This is a genomic window from Methyloceanibacter sp. wino2 (assembly GCF_003071365.1).
Classification (GTDB): Bacteria; Pseudomonadota; Alphaproteobacteria; order Rhizobiales; family Methyloligellaceae; genus Methyloceanibacter.
The window spans coordinates 2,990,352-3,004,903 of record NZ_CP028960.1 but is presented as its reverse complement, the minus strand read 5'-3'; the positions used below and the strand labels follow the sequence as shown (position 1 = coordinate 3,004,903).

The following is a 14,552-nucleotide window of genomic DNA, read 5'->3' as shown; positions in this document are numbered from 1 at the left end:
GGCATAAACAAACGATTGGAGAGAAACGCATGGGTATTGTCAGAACAGGTCTCGCCGCTTTGGCGGCCACGGTTGCCCTGAGCGCCGCAGCGCACGCTGCAGAGGTCCAGAAAGGCGGCCAAGCGTCAGGGACGCCAGAGGACGTTTGGGCCATCGTGGGCGATTTTTGCGCCATCAAGGATTGGCACCCAGCCGTCGTGGAATGCGATGAGATGGAAGAAGGCGGCGACACGTATCGCATTTTGACTCTCGGCGATGGCGGCAAGATCAAAGAGAAGCTCACCGAGAAGGGTGACACGAGCTATAGCTACGAGATCATCGAAAGTCCCCTCCCCGTGCAGAACTACGCCGCCACGCTCTCGGTGACCGAGGACGATGGGGATGACATAGCCGAGGTCGCATGGACCGCCGAGTTCGATCCGGCCGACGGCGTCGAAGAAGCCAAGGCTGTCGAAGTCATCAGCGGAATTTTCGACGCGGGCATCGAGGGCATCGGAAAGAAAGCCGGCGCGGCGCAATAGCCCCGAGCGGACCATGCCTGGCGCCCATAGCCCAGAACACTAAGGCATGGAAGAAACAGAAAAGGCGCATCGCTGAGCGGTGCGCCTTTCTCATTTCCGGCTCTAGCCGAAGATCGTGTACGTGAAGCCTCGATGGGCTCCTTAGGCGGCGACGGACTCACCTTCCTCGTCCTGGTCCTGCGTGGGACCGGAATCCTGACCGCGGGCATCCTCATCCCGATCCACCAGCTCAATCACGGCCATCGGCGCGGAATCGCCGAACCGGAACCCGGCCTTGAGAACACGGGTGTAACCGCCCGGACGCTCCGCATAGCGGGGCCCAAGCGTCTCGAACAGCTTCGCCACCATGTCCTCGTCGCGGATGCGCGCGAAGGCCTGACGGCGGGCGTGGAGATCGCCCCGCTTCGCAAGCGTGATGAGCTGGTCGGCCACGCGCCGCAACTCCTTTGCCTTCGGCAAGGTCGTCACGATCTGCTCATGCTTGATGAGCGCGGATGCCATGTTCGCAAACAACGCACTGCGATGCGTCGATGTCCGGTTCAGCTTCCGGCCTGCCTTGCGGTGTCGCATTGACTTATCCTCTTTCGAAGCACGTCAGGCCGCCCTACGAGCGGCCCGCCGGCTAGTAATGATCCTCGAAGCGCTTCGCCAGCTCTTCGATGTTCTCAGGCGGCCAGTCCGGCACGTCCATGCCGAGATGCAGGCCCATGGAGGCCAAGACCTCCTTGATCTCGTTCAGCGACTTGCGGCCGAAGTTCGGGGTCCGCAGCATCTCTGCTTCCGTCTTCTGGATCAGGTCGCCGATGTAGACGATGTTGTCGTTCTTCAGGCAGTTGGCCGAACGGACCGACAGTTCCAGCTCGTCGACCTTCTTGAGAAGCGCGGCGTTGAAGACCAGTTCCGGCTGCTGCTGGAAGGTCTGCTCCTTCTTCGGCTCCTCGAAGTTCACGAAGACCGACAGCTGATCCTGAATGATACGGGCGGCGAGAGCGACCGTATCCTCGGGCGGACCGAACCGTCCGTCTCGATGTTCATGGTGAGCTTATCGTAGTCGAGGATCTGGCCCTCGCGGGTGTTCTCGACGCGGTAGGAGACCTTGCGCACCGGGCTGAACAGCGAATCCACCGGAATGAAGCCGATCGGCGCGTCGTCCGGACGGTTCCGCTCGGCAGGCACATAGCCCTTGCCGGACGCGGTGGTGAACTCCATGTGGATGGCAGCGCCTTCGTCGAGCGTGCAAATGACGTGATCCGGATTGAGGATCTCGACATCGGACCCGCCCTGAATGTCGCCAGCCGTCGCAATGCCCGGGCCTTCCTTCTGAAGCACCATGCGCTTCACGCCTTCGGAATGCTGGTTGACGGCGATTTCCTTGATGTTGAGGACGATGTTGGTCACGTCCTCACGCACGCCCGGAATGGACGAGAACTCGTGCAGCACGCCGTCGATATGGACGGACGTGATGGCCGCACCCTGAAGCGAAGACAGGAGCACGCGACGCAGCGCGTTGCCGAGCGTCAGGCCGAAACCGCGCTCGAGTGGCTCGGCGACAACAGTCGCATACCGGGCCGGATCGCGGCCAGGGGTGACGTTGAGCTTGGTGGGCTTGATGAGATCTTGCCAGTTCTTTTGCAGCACCGGTGTCGCCCTTTCTTGATCGTTGTTTGGAGCCTGCGGCTCCGGAATACGAATGTCTTCGTCCAGCATCGTGCGTACGTTTGCCTTTTCGTCTTAGACGCGGCGGCGCTTGCGCGGCCGGCAACCGTTGTGCGGGATCGGCGTCACATCGCGAATGGAGATGATGTTGAAGCCCGACGCCTGAAGGGCGCGCAGAGCGGACTCACGGCCCGACCCCGGACCGCGAACCTCGATCTCGAGATTCTTCATGCCGTGCTCGGTCGCCTTCTTACCGGCGTCCTCCGCGGCGACCTGTGCCGCATAAGGGGTCGACTTGCGCGATCCCTTGAAGCCCATGGCGCCAGCCGAAGACCAGGAAATCGCATTCCCTTGGGCGTCGGTGATGGTGATCATGGTATTATTGAAACTTGCATGCACGTGAGCCACGCCGGACGTGATGTTCTTCCGTTCCCGGCGCCGTACTCGTGCTTTTTCCTTGGCCATGCTCTATTCCCGCGAATTCCACTGAGCCACGGCGAAAGCATCGCAAAGGAGCTTGGCCGCGCGTTCGTAACGTCTCTACTTCTTCTTACCTGCGATCGGCTTCGCCGGCCCTTTGCGCGTACGCGCGTTGGTATGCGTACGCTGACCGCGAACCGGCAGACCGCGCCGATGCCGCAGGCCGCGGTAGCAGCCCAAGTCCATGAGGCGCTTGATATTCATCGACACTTCACGCCGAAGATCGCCCTCGACCACGTAGTCGCGGTCGATGGTCTCACGAATCTGAATCACCTCGGATTCGGTGAGTTCGTTCACCCGCCGCTCGGACGGAATGGAAACCTTCTCACAGATCTCCTTGGCATAAGCATCGCCAATCCCATGGATATAGGTCAGCGCGATCTCGACCCGCTTGTTGGTCGGAATGTTCACGCCTGCAATTCGGGCCACGTCGTCGCCTCCTCACACAGCACGCGCTAACGTGCTGAAATTAAACCAAATTAGCCTATTGAAACACAACAAGACCGACCGCGGACAGGCATCGCCCCCGGGTCCGGTCAGTCCATCAAGCCATGGAACGCGTCTATGTAGCGATTCCGCTTGACAAGGTCAACTGGCCGTAAGCCCGGAAAAACCTAGTTTTGAGCCTATTCTCCGTCCAGCGCCTGATCTATCTCCTTCTGAACCGCCGCAATATCGGCCATACCATCGACGGTTCTGACCTTACCTTGTGCCGTGTAATAGCCGACCAGCGGCTCTGTCTGGTCGTGATATGCCTTCAGCCGCTCCCGAACGACTTCTTCCGTATCGTCCTTGCGGCGCTTGAACTCCGTTCCGCCGCAGCGGTCGCAGACGCCCTCTTCCTTGGGCTTCTTGAAAAGCGTGTGGTACCCCTCGCCGCAACTGGCGCAGGTGTACCGGCCCGTGATCCGGCCAACGAGCGCGTCGTCGTCCACGTCGATCACAACCACCCGGTCGACCTCGTCCCCGCGGGACTTCAGAAGCGCGTCCAGGGCCTCGGCCTGGCCGATCGTGCGCGGAAAGCCGTCGAGGATGAACCCGGAGCCGCCTTCCTCTTGATCCATCCGCTCTGAGATGAGGCCGATGACGAGCTCGTCGGGGACCAATTCGCCCCGCTCCATGATGTCGCCGGCCTGCTGACCGAGTTTGGTCCCGGCCGCGACCGCGGCACGCAGCATGTCGCCCGTTGAAAGCTGTACCAGGCCGCGCATGTCCTCGAGCCGCTTCGCCTGCGTTCCCTTGCCTGCACCCGGCGCGCCCAGCATCACCAAGTTCATCGACGCCGTCCCCTCAGCTTGGCCTTCTTGATCAGCCCCTCATATTGGTGGGCCAGAAGGTGGCTCTGGATTTGAGCCACGGTATCCATCGTCACACTCACAACGATGAGGAGCGAGGTGCCGCCGAAGTAGAACGGGACGCCCCATTCGGCGATGAGAATTTCAGGAAGGACGCAGACGGCGGCCAGATAAATCGCACCGACGACCGTGATCCGGGTCAGCACATAGTCGATATACTCGGCCGTGCGCTCGCCGGGCCGGATCCCCGGCAGGAACCCGCCGTACTTCTTCAAATTGTCCGCCGTCTCCTTGGGGTTGAACACAACCGCCGTGTAGAAGAAGGCGAAGAAGATGATCAGCGAGACGTAAATCAGGATGTAGAGCGGCTGCCCACGGCCCAGCATGGCCGTCACCGAAGTCAACCACTCGGGGCCCTGCCCGGCCGAGAAATTCGCAACCGTGATCGGCAGCAGCAGCAGCGAGGAGGCAAAGATCGGCGGGATCACGCCAGCGGTGTTCAGCTTCAGGGGAAGATGCGAGGCATCGCCCTGAAACATCTTGTTGCCGACTTGCCGTTTTGGATACTGCACCAACAATCGCCGTTGGGCGCGCTCCATGAAGACGATGAAGGCGATGACCGCGGTCGCGACCACGAACAGAGCGAGGATCAGCCCCGTGGACAAGGCGCCTTGCTTCCCGAGTTCCAGCGTTCCGATCAAAGCTGCCGGCAGCCCCGCGACAATACCCGCATAGATAATCAGCGAGATACCGTTGCCGACGCCACGCGCGGTGATCTGCTCGCCGAGCCACATCAGAAAGACAGTGCCGCCCACCAGGGTGATGACGGTCGTGATACGGAAGAACCAGCCCGGGTCGGTGACGATATTACCGGCGCCTTCGAGACCGACGGCGATGCCGTAGCCCTGAAGCGCGGCCAGGAGCACCGTGCCGTAACGCGTGTACTGGTTGATCTGACGGCGGCCCTGCTCGCCCTCTTTCTTGAGCTGCTCAAGGGTCGGCGAGACGGTCGTCAGAAGCTGAATGATAATCGAGGCCGAAATGTACGGCATGATATTGAGCGCGAAGATCGCCATGCGCCCGACAGCGCCGCCGGAGAACATGTTGAACATGCCCAAAATGCCGGACTGCTGCTGCTTGAAGACGTCGGCAAGCGCCTGAGGATTGATGCCGGGGATCGGAATGTAGGTTCCGAGCCGGTAGATCACGAGCGCGACCAGCGTGAACATGATGCGCTTCTTGAGTTCGTCGGCCTTCGCAAAGGCGGCGAAGTTCAAGTTCGACGCGAGCTGTTCTGCGGCAGATGCCATTAGCGCTCTTCCCTTCTCCGGGCCGGCTGGGCGATCCTACGAACCGGCCGCCCTGCCTCGTCCCGGCCCGCCCTACTCGGACGTGTCGTTCTTCGCTGCGGATTTCTTGGCAGCCGCCTTCTTGGGAGCGGCTTTCTTCGTGGCCGCCTTCTTTGCGGTCTTCTTCGGCGCGTCCTGGCCTTCCGACTTGGCCTGACGCTGCGGCATCGCCGTGATCGTCACGGTTCCGCCGGCAGCCTCGACCGCCTTGACCGCGCCGCTCGATGCGCCGGTGACCTCAAAGGACACCTTCGACTTGAGCTCGCCGCGGCCGAGCAGACGCACGCCGTCGCGCGCACGGCGGACAACACCGGCTTCGACCAGCGCTTGAACCGTGACCGGCTTGGACGCATCGAGCTTCTTGTCGTCGATCGCCGTCTGGATACGGCCGACATTCACCTCGTTGAAGTCCTTGGCGAAGTTGTTGTTGAAGCCGCGCTTCGGCAGGCGCATGTGGATCGGCATCTGGCCGCCCTCAAAGCCCTTGATGGCCACGCCCGAGCGCGATTTCTGGCCCTTCTGGCCATGACCGGAGGTCTTGCCCAGACCGGAGCCGATACCGCGTCCCACACGCTTCTTCGACGTTGTCGCGCCGGGAAGGTCGCGAAGATCGTTCAGTCGCATCTTATCTACCCTTAAGCTCCGGCCTCGTCCTCGACGATACGCACCAGATGGCTCACCTTGGCCACCATGCCGCGCACTTCGGGCTGTCGACCAGCGTCCGCCGCTTGTGCATCTTGTTCAGGCCGAGCCCGATAAGGGTCGCGCGCTGCACGCCGGGCCGCCGGATCGGGCTTCCGATCTGCTCCACGACGATTGTCTTCTTATTCTCGGCCATCTTCGTTCAACCTTGTCTGTGGGCCCTTAGGCTTGCGCCTCGGCACCATCACCCGCCTGATCGCGGCGGCGCGATACGATTTCGCTCACCTTCTTCCCGCGCCGCGCGGCCACGCCACGGGGGCTGTCCTCATGGCGCAGCGCATCGAACGTGGCGCGCACCATGTTGTACGGGTTCGAACTTCCGAGCGACTTCGCAACCACATCCTGGATGCCAAGCGTCTCGAACACGGCACGCATCGGACCACCGGCGATGATACCGGTGCCGGGAGGCGCCGCGCGCAGGATCACCTTGCCCGCGCCATGCTGTCCGCGCACGTCGTGGTGCAGCGTCCGGCCCTCGCGCAAGGGCACCTTGACCAGGTTGCGCTTCGCAGATTCCGTCGCCTTGCGGATTGCCTCCGGCACTTCGCGCGCCTTGCCGTGGCCGAAACCGACCCGGCCCTTCTGATCGCCGACAACGACCAGCGCGGCAAAACCGAAACGCCGTCCGCCCTTCACCACCTTGGCGACGCGGTTGATGTGAACCAGCTTGTCGACGAATTCGCTGTCGCGATCGTCGCGATCGCGGTCTCTACCTTGCGGGCCTCGTGCCACGGTCGATCCTTTCCGAATACCCTAAAAGTTCAGACCCGCCTCGCGGGCCGCGTCTGCGAGCGCCTTTACGCGCCCGTGATAGATGTAGGAGCCGCGGTCGAAGACCACGTCCTTGACACCGGCCTTCACTGCACGCTCGGCAACGAGTTTGCCGACAGCTTCCGCCGCCGCCGTATCGCTCCCCTTGGGCAGTGAGCCCTTGATGTCCTTGTCGAGGCTCGACGCGAATGCGAGCGTCTTACCCTCGCGATCGTCGATCACCTGCGCGTAGATATGCTTCGAGGAACGGAACACCGACAGACGCGCACGTCCATTGGCCGCCCGCTTCAGCGAATGCCGCACCCGGCGCGCACGCCGCACAGTGCTGTTGTTCAACGTACCCATCATCAATCCCGCTACTTCTTCTTGCCTTCCTTACGGAAAATGTACTCGCCGGCATACTTCACGCCCTTGCCCTTGTAGGGCTCCGGCGGACGGTAACGGCGGATCTCCGCTGCCACCTGTCCGACCAGCTGCTTGTCGATGCCGCTCACCACGATCTCGGTCGGCTTCGGACAACTGATTTCGATCCCCTTGGGGATCTCGAAATCGACGTCATGGCTGAAGCCGAGCTGCAGTTGAAGGGACTGCCCCTTCATCGCCGCGCGGTAGCCGACGCCGTTGATCTCGAGCGTCTTCGAGAAGCCTTCCGTCACACCCGTGACGAGGTTGGCCACGATCGTCCGCGACATGCCCCACATCGCCCGCGAGTCCTTGTCGTCCTCGCGCATGCCGATCTCGATCCCGTCATCGCCCATCTTGGCGATGACATGGTCGACCAGCACATGGCTGAGCTCGCCCTTGGGTCCTTTGACCTTGATTTCCTGACCGTCCACGGAGGCCGTGACGCCGCCGGGGATTGGGACTGGTCTTTTGCCGATGCGCGACATTGATCAAACCTTCGCTTCAAATGGGTCCGCTAAAATACGCTGCAGAGAATCTCGCCGCCGACATTCTCGTTCCGCGCCTGCGAATCCGACATGACGCCCTTCGGCGTCGAAAGAATTGACACACCCAGACCGTTCGCAACGGTCGGGAGATTCTTCACCGAGGAATACACACGCCGGCCCGGTGTCGACACCCGTTTGATGTCCTTGATCACCGGCTCGCCGTCGAAGTACTTGAGTTCGATCTCGAACTCAGACTTCCCGCCGTCGTAATCGACGCGCGCGTAGCCACGGATATAGCCCTCGTCAGCCAGCACCTCGAGCACGCGCTCGCGCAGCTTGGAGGTTGGCGTTGAGACCTTCGTCTTGCGCCGCATCTGCGCATTGCGGATGCGGGTCAGCATATCGCCAAGAGGATCGTTGATGCTCATCGAAGTCCTTACCAGCTCGACTTAACCATGCCGGGGATCAGCCCGTTGCTTGCAAGATCGCGCAATGCAATGCGCGACATGCGAAGCTTGCGGTAGTATCCGCGCGGCCGCCCGGTGAGATCGCAACGGTTGTGAATACGTGTCGGCGAGGCATTACGCGGAATCTCCGCCAGCTTCAGCCGCGCCGCGAAGCGCTCCTCAGCCGGGAAAGACTCGTCCTTGGCGATAGCCTTCAGCCGCGCCCGACGCGCCTCATATTTCTTAGCAAGGCGGCGGCGCTTCTTGTCCCGCTCGATCATGCTCGTCTTAGCCATTCAGTCCTCCTGTCGCAGCCAGCCCGTGCTTAGCTACGGAACGGAAAGTTCAAACCCTTCAAAAGCGCGCGTGCCTCGTCGTCGTTGTCCGCCGTCGTGCACACGATGATGTCCATGCCGAGCACGTCTTCCACCTTGTCGTAATCGATCTCGGGGAAAACGATGTGCTCTTTCAGGCCCATCGAATAGTTGCCGCGCCCATCGAAACTCTTCGGATTGAGTCCACGGAAATCGCGAACGCGCGGCAGCGCGACGTTCACGAGCCGGTCGAGGAACTCGAACATCCGGTTCTTACGCAGCGTCACTTTCACGCCGACGGGCATACCCTCACGCAGCTTGAAGCCGGCGATCGACTTGCGCGCCTTCGTGATCACAGGCCGCTGGCCCGCGATTAGACCAAGGTCGTTGGCCGCGGACTTGACCTTCTTCGAGTCGTTCACAGCCTCGCCAACGCCGATGTTCAACACCACCTTCTCGAGGCGGGGAATCTGCATGACGTTCTTGTAGGCGAACTCTTTCCCGAGCTCGGCCTTGATGACGTCGTGGTACTGCTGCTTAAGCCGCGGTGTATATGCCTGCTCAGCCATCGATGACCTCGCCCGAACGCTTTGCGAAACGCACCTTGCGTCCGTCCTTCAAGAATTTGTAGCCGACGCGCGTGGGTTGCCCATCCTTGGGATCCTCAAGCGCGAGATTCGAAATATGGATCGGGGCTTCCTTGGTGATGATGCCCCCCTCCTGGGATGCGGTCTGACGCTGGTGCTTACGCATTTGCGCCACGCCCTGCACCACGGCCCGGTTCTCCGACGGCAGAACTTTCAGGACTTCGCCCTTCTTGCCCTTGTCCTTGCCCGTCAGCACCACAACGTGGTCGCCCTTTTTGATCTTCAAGCCTGCCATGATCACAGAACCTCCGGCGCGAGCGACACGATCTTCATGTGCTTCTTCGCCCGCAACTCGCGCGTGACGGGGCCGAAGATACGCGTACCCACCGGCTCACCTTGCGCATTGACCAAAACCGCCGCATTGCGGTCGAACCGGATCAACGAACCGTCCTGACGGCGCACGCCCGTGGCGGTACGCACGATCACGGCCTTCATGACCTGGCCCTTCTTCACACGGCCGCGCGGAATCGCTTCCTTGACGCTGACCACGATGGTGTCTCCGATCGACGCGTATTTCCGCTTCGAACCGCCGAGCACCTTGATGCACTGCACGCGCTTTGCACCAGAGTTGTCGGCGACATCGAGATTGGTCTGCATCTGAATCATGGCATTCGCCCTTATTCAGGCCTTCATCGAGGCCCTTCGTTATTCGCCTTAGCTGGCTGCCTGCTCACGCGGCAAAACCACCCAACATTTCTGCTTCGATAGCGGCGCGCATTCCTCGATCCACACCTTCTCGCCGACCTTGAACTCGTTGTTCTCGTCGTGCGCGTGGTAGTTCTTGGAGCGGCGAACCACTTTGTGGAACAGGGGATGCGTGAAGCGGCGCTCGACCTTGACCACAACGGTCTTGTCGTTCTTGTCGCTCACCACGGTCCCAATCAAAACGCGTTTCGGCATCGTATCTACCTTTAAGCCTTCGCAGCGGCGCTCTTCTGGCGCGCGATCGTCTGTACGCGCGCGATATCGCGCCGCACCTGCCGAACCCGCGCCGTATTCTCAAGCTGCCCGGAAGCCGCCTGGAAGCGCAGGTTGAACTGCTCTTTCTTCAACTTGACCAACTCGTCATTGAGCTGATCGACCGTCATATCGTTCACTTGGCTCGCCTTCATCGCTTAGCCCTCGATACGTGCCACGACACGCGTCTTGATCGGCAGCTTCGCCGCCGCCAGCCGCAGCGCCTCGCGTGCCACAGGCTCGCCGACGCCGTCGATCTCGAACATGATGCGACCCGGCTTGACCTTGGCCGCCCAGAACTCCGGCGTACCCTTACCCTTACCCATACGGACTTCGGTCGGCTTCTTCGAAACCGGGACGTCCGGAAAGATGCGGATCCAAACACGGCCAGCACGCTTCATCTGACGCGTCATGGCACGGCGGGCAGCTTCAATCTGCCGCGCGGTGACCCGCGCCGGCTCTTGCGCCTTCAACCCGAAGGTCCCGAAGGTCAACGCAGATCCGCCCTTCGCCGCACCTTTGATGCGACCCTTGTGCATCTTGCGGAACTTTGTGCGTTTCGGTTGCAGCATAATTCTTAAGTCCTGCCCTTAGCCTTACGCCCGTGCGGAGTCGCGCCGACCACCGGAACGTCCGCCCTCTTGTGCCTCAAGGGCCTTGGTCTCCTGGGCCATGGGGTCGTGCTCCATGATCTCGCCCTTGAAGATCCAAACCTTGATGCCGATGATTCCATAGGCCGTACGCCCCAGCGCCGTCCCGTAGTCGATATTGGCGCGCAGCGTGTGCAGCGGCACACGGCCCTCGCGGTACCATTCCATGCGCGCGATTTCCGCGCCGCCAAGCCGGCCCGAGCAATTGATGCGAATGCCGAGCGCGCCCATGCGGACCGCCGACTGCACCGCCCGCTTCATGGCCCGGCGGAACGCCACGCGGCGTTCGAGCTGCTGGGCAATACCTTCAGCCACCAGCGTCGCGTCGACCTCCGGCTTCCGCACCTCGACGATGTTCAGGTGCACTTCGGAGTCCGTCATCGTCGCCAGCTCTTTGCGAAGCGTCTCGATGTCCGCGCCCTTCTTACCGATCAGGATGCCCGGACGAGCGGTGTAGACCGTAACGCGGCACTTCTTGTGCGGACGCTCCACGACGACCTTCGAAATGCCGGCCTGCTTGCGCGTCTTGAGAATGTGCTCACGCATCTTGAGATCTTCGTGCAGCAGGTCTGCGTACTCGCCACGCGAGGCAAACCAGCGCGAATCCCAAGTGCGGTTGACACCGAGCCTAAGCCCGATCGGGTTGACTTTCTGTCCCATCAAGCAGGCTCCTCAACTTGACGCACGACCACGGTCATCTGCGAAAACGGCTTCAAAATCCGAGCCGCCCGGCCCCGTGCACGCGCCTGAATGCGCTTCATCACAATGTTCTTGCCCACATAGGCTTCTGACACGACCAAGGCATCGACATCCAGGTCGTGATTGTTCTCTGCGTTCGCGATTGCCGACTCCAAGGTCTTCTTGACGTCCTTAGCGATACGCTTGCGCGAGAAGGCGAGATCGGCCAGGGCGCGATCGACCTTCTTGCCCCGAATGAGCTGAGCGACGAGGTTCAGCTTCTGCGGGCTCACGCGGATAAGCCGGGTGACGGCCTTCGCCTCGGTGTCCTTGAGCGTGCGCTCTCTCTGCGGCTTGCCCATGACTACTTGCCTCTCTTCACTTTCCTGTCGGCGGCGTGGCCGTGATAGGTGCGCGTCGGCGAAAACTCACCGAACTTGTGACCCACCATGTCTTCCGTCACCAGAACGGGCACATGCTTCTGCCCGTTATGAACACCAAACGTCAGTCCCACGAACTGAGGAAGAATGGTGGACCGGCGCGACCACATCTTGATCACGGCGTTGGAGCCGCTCTCACGCGCCTTCTCAGCCTTCTTCAAGAGAAAGCCGTCGACGAACGGGCCTTTCCAAATCGAACGTGCCACGTCTTATCCCTTCTTCTTCTTCAGATGGCGGCTGCGCAGAATGTACTTGTCGCTCGCCTTGTTGGTGCGCGTACGCTTGCCCTTGGTGGACTTACCCCAAGGGGTGACCGGGTGCCGGCCACCGGACGTCCGTCCTTCACCACCGCCATGCGGATGATCGATCGGGTTCATCGCCACACCGCGAACCACGGGCTTGCGGCCCTTCCAGCGGCTGCGGCCAGCCTTGGACAACGACACGTTCGCGTTGTCCGGGTTGGAGACCGCGCCGACCGTCGCCATGCAGGCGGCCGGAACCATGCGCGTTTCGCCAGAATTCAGACGCAGGATCGCGTAGCCGGAGTCACGGCCGACGAGCTGCACATAGGCACCCGCGGCGCGTGCGATCTGGCCGCCCTTGCCCTGCTTCATCTCCACATTGTGGACGATGGTGCCGATCGGCATGTTCGCCAGCGGCATCGCGTTGCCAGGCTTCACGTCGACCTTTTCGTCGGCGATCACCTTGTCGCCCGGCGCCAGACGCTGCGGCGCCAGAATGTAGGCCAGCTCGCCGTCATCATACTTGATCAGTGCGATGAACGCCGTGCGGTTCGGATCGTATTCCAGCCGCTCGACGGTCGCCGCGACGCCGTGCTTGGTCCGCTTGAAATCGACCATGCGGTACGAACGCTTATGACCGCCGCCGCGATGCCAGATCGAGACGCGTCCCGTGTTGTTACGGCCACCCGACTTGGTCAAGCCCTCCGTGAGCGGCTTGACCGGCTTGCCCTTCCACAGATGGCTGCGGTCCACGAGCACCAGTTGACGCTGGCTCGGCGTGGTCGGTTTGAATGTCTTCAACGCCATCGCGCTAGATCCCTGTCGTCACGTCGATCTTGTCGCCTTCGGCGAGCTTGACGACGGCCTTCTTCGTATCCTTCTGGGTACCCTTGATGCCCCGGAAGAACTTGGTCTTACCCTTGCGGGTCAGCGTGTTCACGGCCACTACCTTGACGCCGAACAGCTTCTCCACCGCGTTCTTGATCTGCGGCTTCGTCGCGTTGAGGCGAACCTTGAACACCACCTGATTGGATTCGGACGCCTCACTCGATTTCTCGGTGATCACCGGAGCCAAAATCACGTCATATGCTTGCAGCGCACTCATTTAAACCGAGCCTCCAGCGCCTCGAGGGCAGCCTTGGTCAGCACGAGCTTCTCGTGCCGCAAAATGTCGTACACGTTGATGCCCTGGATCGGCAGCACATCCACATGCGGGATGTTGCGCGCCGCGAGCGCGAAGTTCGTCTGCACCTCGGCGCCGTCCACGATCAGAGCGGACCCAAAGCCCAGCTTCTCGAACTGCGTCTTCAGCGCCTTCGTCTTGGCATCCTTCATGTCGCAGGAATCCAGGACGATGAGCTCTTCGGCCTTCGCCTTCGACGACAGCGCATGCTTCAGGGCCAGAGCGCGAACCTTCTTCGGCAAATCGAAACCGAAATTGCGCGGCTTCGGACCGAAAGCCTTACCGCCGCCACGGAAGATACCGGGCTTGGCGCTGCCGTGACGCGCACGGCCCGTCCCCTTCTGCCGGTACATTTTCGCGGTCGTCGCCGTGATCTCCGAACGGTCCTTCGTCGCAACCGTACCGGCGCGGCGCTTGGCCAGCTGGTAGCGCACCATCCGGTGCAGCAAGTCGGCGCGCGGCTCAAGCCCGAAGACATCTTCGGACAGTTCCACGGTTCCCGCCTTCTTGGCGTCGAGCGTTGTTACATCCGCTTTCATTACGCGTTCTCTCCGCCCTCTGCCGGCTGTGCCGCTTCTGCCTCGGCAGGAGCCTTAGCTGCAGACTCTTTGACCGGCGCTAGTTCCTCGGAGCCCTTCCGGAACGCACCGGGAACCGGTGCATCCTCGGGCAGCGCCCGCTTGACCGCATCGCGCAGGAGAACCCATCCGCCCTTGGCGCCGGGAACGGCGCCGCGGATCATGATGAGACCGCGCTCGGCATCCGTCTTCACCACGCGCAGATTCTGCGTCGTGACGCTGACGTCACCCATGTGGCCGGCCATCTTCTTGCCCTTGAACACCTTGCCGGGATCCTGGCACTGGCCGGTGGAGCCATGGCTTCTGTGGTTGATCGACACGCCGTGGCTGGCCCGGAGACCGCCGAACCCGTGCCGCTTCATGCCACCGGCAAAACCCTTACCGATAGACGTTCCCGAGGCGTCGACGAACTGCCCTTCGACGAAGTGGTCGGCGGTGATCTCCGCGCCCACATCGATCAAATTCTCCGGGCTCACCCGAAACTCGGCGACTTTGCGCTTCGGCTCGACATTCGCCACGGCGAAACCGCCGCGTTGAGCCCGCGTCAAACGCTTAACTTTGGCACGGCCGGCACCAAGCTGAACGGCGGTGTAGCCGTTCTTTTCCGCGGTCCGCTGACCGACGACCTGGCAGTTCTCCAGGCGCAGCACCGTTACCGGGATGTGTTCCCCGGCATCGGTGAAGATCCTGGTCATACCGACCTTTTGCGCGATAACACCTGATCGCATCGAACTAATTCCTTGCCTCGTCCCG

Annotated in this window: 25 protein-coding genes and 2 pseudogenes; 1 reads left to right on the top strand and 26 read right to left on the bottom strand. The window is 61.7% G+C overall.

All coding sequences use genetic code 11. The features are described from left to right. Window positions 1–29: 29 nt before the first annotated feature. Window positions 30–521, top strand: coding sequence for an SRPBCC family protein (locus DCY11_RS14395; RefSeq protein ID WP_108683449.1), 492 nt, complete (start codon window positions 30–32; stop codon window positions 519–521). Between the two features lie 141 nt (window positions 522–662). Here DCY11_RS14395 and rplQ read toward each other — a convergent pair whose 3' ends face one another. The 26 genes and pseudogenes from rplQ to rplC form a co-directional block, all read right to left on the bottom strand. Beyond that, a complete protein-coding gene (gene rplQ / locus DCY11_RS14390) occupies window positions 663–1,091 on the bottom strand; it encodes a 50S ribosomal protein L17 (protein WP_069444855.1) in 429 nt (142 codons plus the stop codon). A gap of 52 nt (window positions 1,092–1,143) precedes the next feature. Continuing rightward, window positions 1,144–2,207, bottom strand: a pseudogene (locus DCY11_RS14385) (DNA-directed RNA polymerase subunit alpha). Between the two features lie 45 nt (window positions 2,208–2,252). Further along, complete coding sequence (gene rpsK / locus DCY11_RS14380) at window positions 2,253–2,642, bottom strand: 30S ribosomal protein S11 (protein ID WP_069438091.1); 390 nt, start codon at window positions 2,640–2,642, stop codon at window positions 2,253–2,255. A 75-nt stretch (window positions 2,643–2,717) separates the two neighbouring features. Then, window positions 2,718–3,086, bottom strand: a complete 369-nt coding sequence (rpsM, locus tag DCY11_RS14375) for a 30S ribosomal protein S13 (protein ID WP_108683448.1) — start codon at window positions 3,084–3,086, stop codon at window positions 2,718–2,720. 197 nt (window positions 3,087–3,283) lie between these two features. Next, window positions 3,284–3,934 (bottom strand): adenylate kinase, encoded by a 651-nt coding sequence (locus DCY11_RS14370; RefSeq protein ID WP_108683447.1) that lies wholly within the window; start codon window positions 3,932–3,934, stop codon window positions 3,284–3,286. Continuing rightward, the gene (gene secY, locus DCY11_RS14365) at window positions 3,931–5,262 is read right to left on the bottom strand and encodes a preprotein translocase subunit SecY (protein WP_069444859.1); all 1,332 of its coding nucleotides are present in this window, start codon (window positions 5,260–5,262) and stop codon (window positions 3,931–3,933) included. Before secY ends, DCY11_RS14370 begins: the two co-directional genes overlap by 4 nt. A gap of 72 nt (window positions 5,263–5,334) precedes the next feature. Next, window positions 5,335–5,925, bottom strand: coding sequence for a 50S ribosomal protein L15 (gene rplO / locus DCY11_RS14360; RefSeq protein WP_108683446.1), 591 nt, complete (start codon window positions 5,923–5,925; stop codon window positions 5,335–5,337). 11 nt (window positions 5,926–5,936) lie between these two features. Next, window positions 5,937–6,139 (bottom strand): annotated as a pseudogene (rpmD, locus tag DCY11_RS14355) (50S ribosomal protein L30). 26 nt (window positions 6,140–6,165) lie between these two features. Further along, window positions 6,166–6,735 carry a 30S ribosomal protein S5 gene (gene rpsE / locus DCY11_RS14350; RefSeq protein WP_045367529.1) on the bottom strand — a complete coding sequence of 190 codons (570 nt, stop codon included), beginning with the start codon at window positions 6,733–6,735 and terminating at the stop codon, window positions 6,166–6,168. 21 nt (window positions 6,736–6,756) lie between these two features. Next, the gene (rplR, locus tag DCY11_RS14345; RefSeq protein WP_108683445.1) at window positions 6,757–7,119 is read right to left on the bottom strand and encodes a 50S ribosomal protein L18; all 363 of its coding nucleotides are present in this window, start codon (window positions 7,117–7,119) and stop codon (window positions 6,757–6,759) included. An 11-nt stretch (window positions 7,120–7,130) separates the two neighbouring features. Further along, a complete protein-coding gene (rplF, locus tag DCY11_RS14340; RefSeq protein ID WP_069444863.1) occupies window positions 7,131–7,664 on the bottom strand; it encodes a 50S ribosomal protein L6 in 534 nt (177 codons plus the stop codon). 29 nt (window positions 7,665–7,693) lie between these two features. Continuing rightward, window positions 7,694–8,092, bottom strand: a complete 399-nt coding sequence (gene rpsH, locus DCY11_RS14335; protein WP_045367535.1) for a 30S ribosomal protein S8 — start codon at window positions 8,090–8,092, stop codon at window positions 7,694–7,696. An 8-nt stretch (window positions 8,093–8,100) separates the two neighbouring features. Continuing rightward, on the bottom strand, window positions 8,101–8,406 hold the full coding sequence (rpsN, locus tag DCY11_RS14330; protein ID WP_108683444.1) for a 30S ribosomal protein S14: 306 nt from the start codon (window positions 8,404–8,406) through the stop codon (window positions 8,101–8,103). Between the two features lie 29 nt (window positions 8,407–8,435). Next, window positions 8,436–8,993 (bottom strand): 50S ribosomal protein L5, encoded by a 558-nt coding sequence (gene rplE, locus DCY11_RS14325; RefSeq protein ID WP_069444865.1) that lies wholly within the window; start codon window positions 8,991–8,993, stop codon window positions 8,436–8,438. Continuing rightward, on the bottom strand, window positions 8,986–9,306 hold the full coding sequence (rplX, locus tag DCY11_RS14320) for a 50S ribosomal protein L24 (protein ID WP_108683443.1): 321 nt from the start codon (window positions 9,304–9,306) through the stop codon (window positions 8,986–8,988). The genes rplE and rplX overlap by 8 nt, the downstream gene beginning before the upstream one ends. 2 nt (window positions 9,307–9,308) lie before the next feature. Continuing rightward, window positions 9,309–9,677 carry a 50S ribosomal protein L14 gene (rplN, locus tag DCY11_RS14315; protein ID WP_045367542.1) on the bottom strand — a complete coding sequence of 123 codons (369 nt, stop codon included), beginning with the start codon at window positions 9,675–9,677 and terminating at the stop codon, window positions 9,309–9,311. A gap of 48 nt (window positions 9,678–9,725) precedes the next feature. Further along, window positions 9,726–9,971, bottom strand: coding sequence for a 30S ribosomal protein S17 (gene rpsQ, locus DCY11_RS14310; protein WP_069444867.1), 246 nt, complete (start codon window positions 9,969–9,971; stop codon window positions 9,726–9,728). Between the two features lie 11 nt (window positions 9,972–9,982). After that, the gene (gene rpmC, locus DCY11_RS14305) at window positions 9,983–10,183 is read right to left on the bottom strand and encodes a 50S ribosomal protein L29 (protein ID WP_069444868.1); all 201 of its coding nucleotides are present in this window, start codon (window positions 10,181–10,183) and stop codon (window positions 9,983–9,985) included. A 3-nt stretch (window positions 10,184–10,186) separates the two neighbouring features. Continuing rightward, window positions 10,187–10,600, bottom strand: coding sequence for a 50S ribosomal protein L16 (rplP, locus tag DCY11_RS14300; RefSeq protein WP_069444869.1), 414 nt, complete (start codon window positions 10,598–10,600; stop codon window positions 10,187–10,189). Between the two features lie 24 nt (window positions 10,601–10,624). Beyond that, the gene (gene rpsC / locus DCY11_RS14295; protein WP_108683442.1) at window positions 10,625–11,338 is read right to left on the bottom strand and encodes a 30S ribosomal protein S3; all 714 of its coding nucleotides are present in this window, start codon (window positions 11,336–11,338) and stop codon (window positions 10,625–10,627) included. Next, the gene (rplV, locus tag DCY11_RS14290; RefSeq protein WP_108683441.1) at window positions 11,338–11,718 is read right to left on the bottom strand and encodes a 50S ribosomal protein L22; all 381 of its coding nucleotides are present in this window, start codon (window positions 11,716–11,718) and stop codon (window positions 11,338–11,340) included. Before rplV ends, rpsC begins: the two co-directional genes overlap by 1 nt. Before the next feature lie 2 nt (window positions 11,719–11,720). Then, window positions 11,721–12,002, bottom strand: coding sequence for a 30S ribosomal protein S19 (gene rpsS / locus DCY11_RS14285; RefSeq protein ID WP_069444872.1), 282 nt, complete (start codon window positions 12,000–12,002; stop codon window positions 11,721–11,723). Window positions 12,003–12,005: 3 nt separating this feature from the next. Then, window positions 12,006–12,845 carry a 50S ribosomal protein L2 gene (rplB, locus tag DCY11_RS14280; RefSeq protein WP_108683440.1) on the bottom strand — a complete coding sequence of 280 codons (840 nt, stop codon included), beginning with the start codon at window positions 12,843–12,845 and terminating at the stop codon, window positions 12,006–12,008. 4 nt (window positions 12,846–12,849) lie between these two features. Next, on the bottom strand, window positions 12,850–13,143 hold the full coding sequence (locus tag DCY11_RS14275) for a 50S ribosomal protein L23 (protein ID WP_069444874.1): 294 nt from the start codon (window positions 13,141–13,143) through the stop codon (window positions 12,850–12,852). Next, window positions 13,140–13,760: a 50S ribosomal protein L4 gene (rplD, locus tag DCY11_RS14270; protein ID WP_108683439.1), complete on the bottom strand. Its 621-nt coding sequence runs from the start codon at window positions 13,758–13,760 to the stop codon at window positions 13,140–13,142. Before rplD ends, DCY11_RS14275 begins: the two co-directional genes overlap by 4 nt. Beyond that, a complete protein-coding gene (gene rplC / locus DCY11_RS14265; protein WP_108683438.1) occupies window positions 13,760–14,527 on the bottom strand; it encodes a 50S ribosomal protein L3 in 768 nt (255 codons plus the stop codon). The genes rplD and rplC overlap by 1 nt, the downstream gene beginning before the upstream one ends. Window positions 14,528–14,552: the final 25 nt, after the last annotated feature.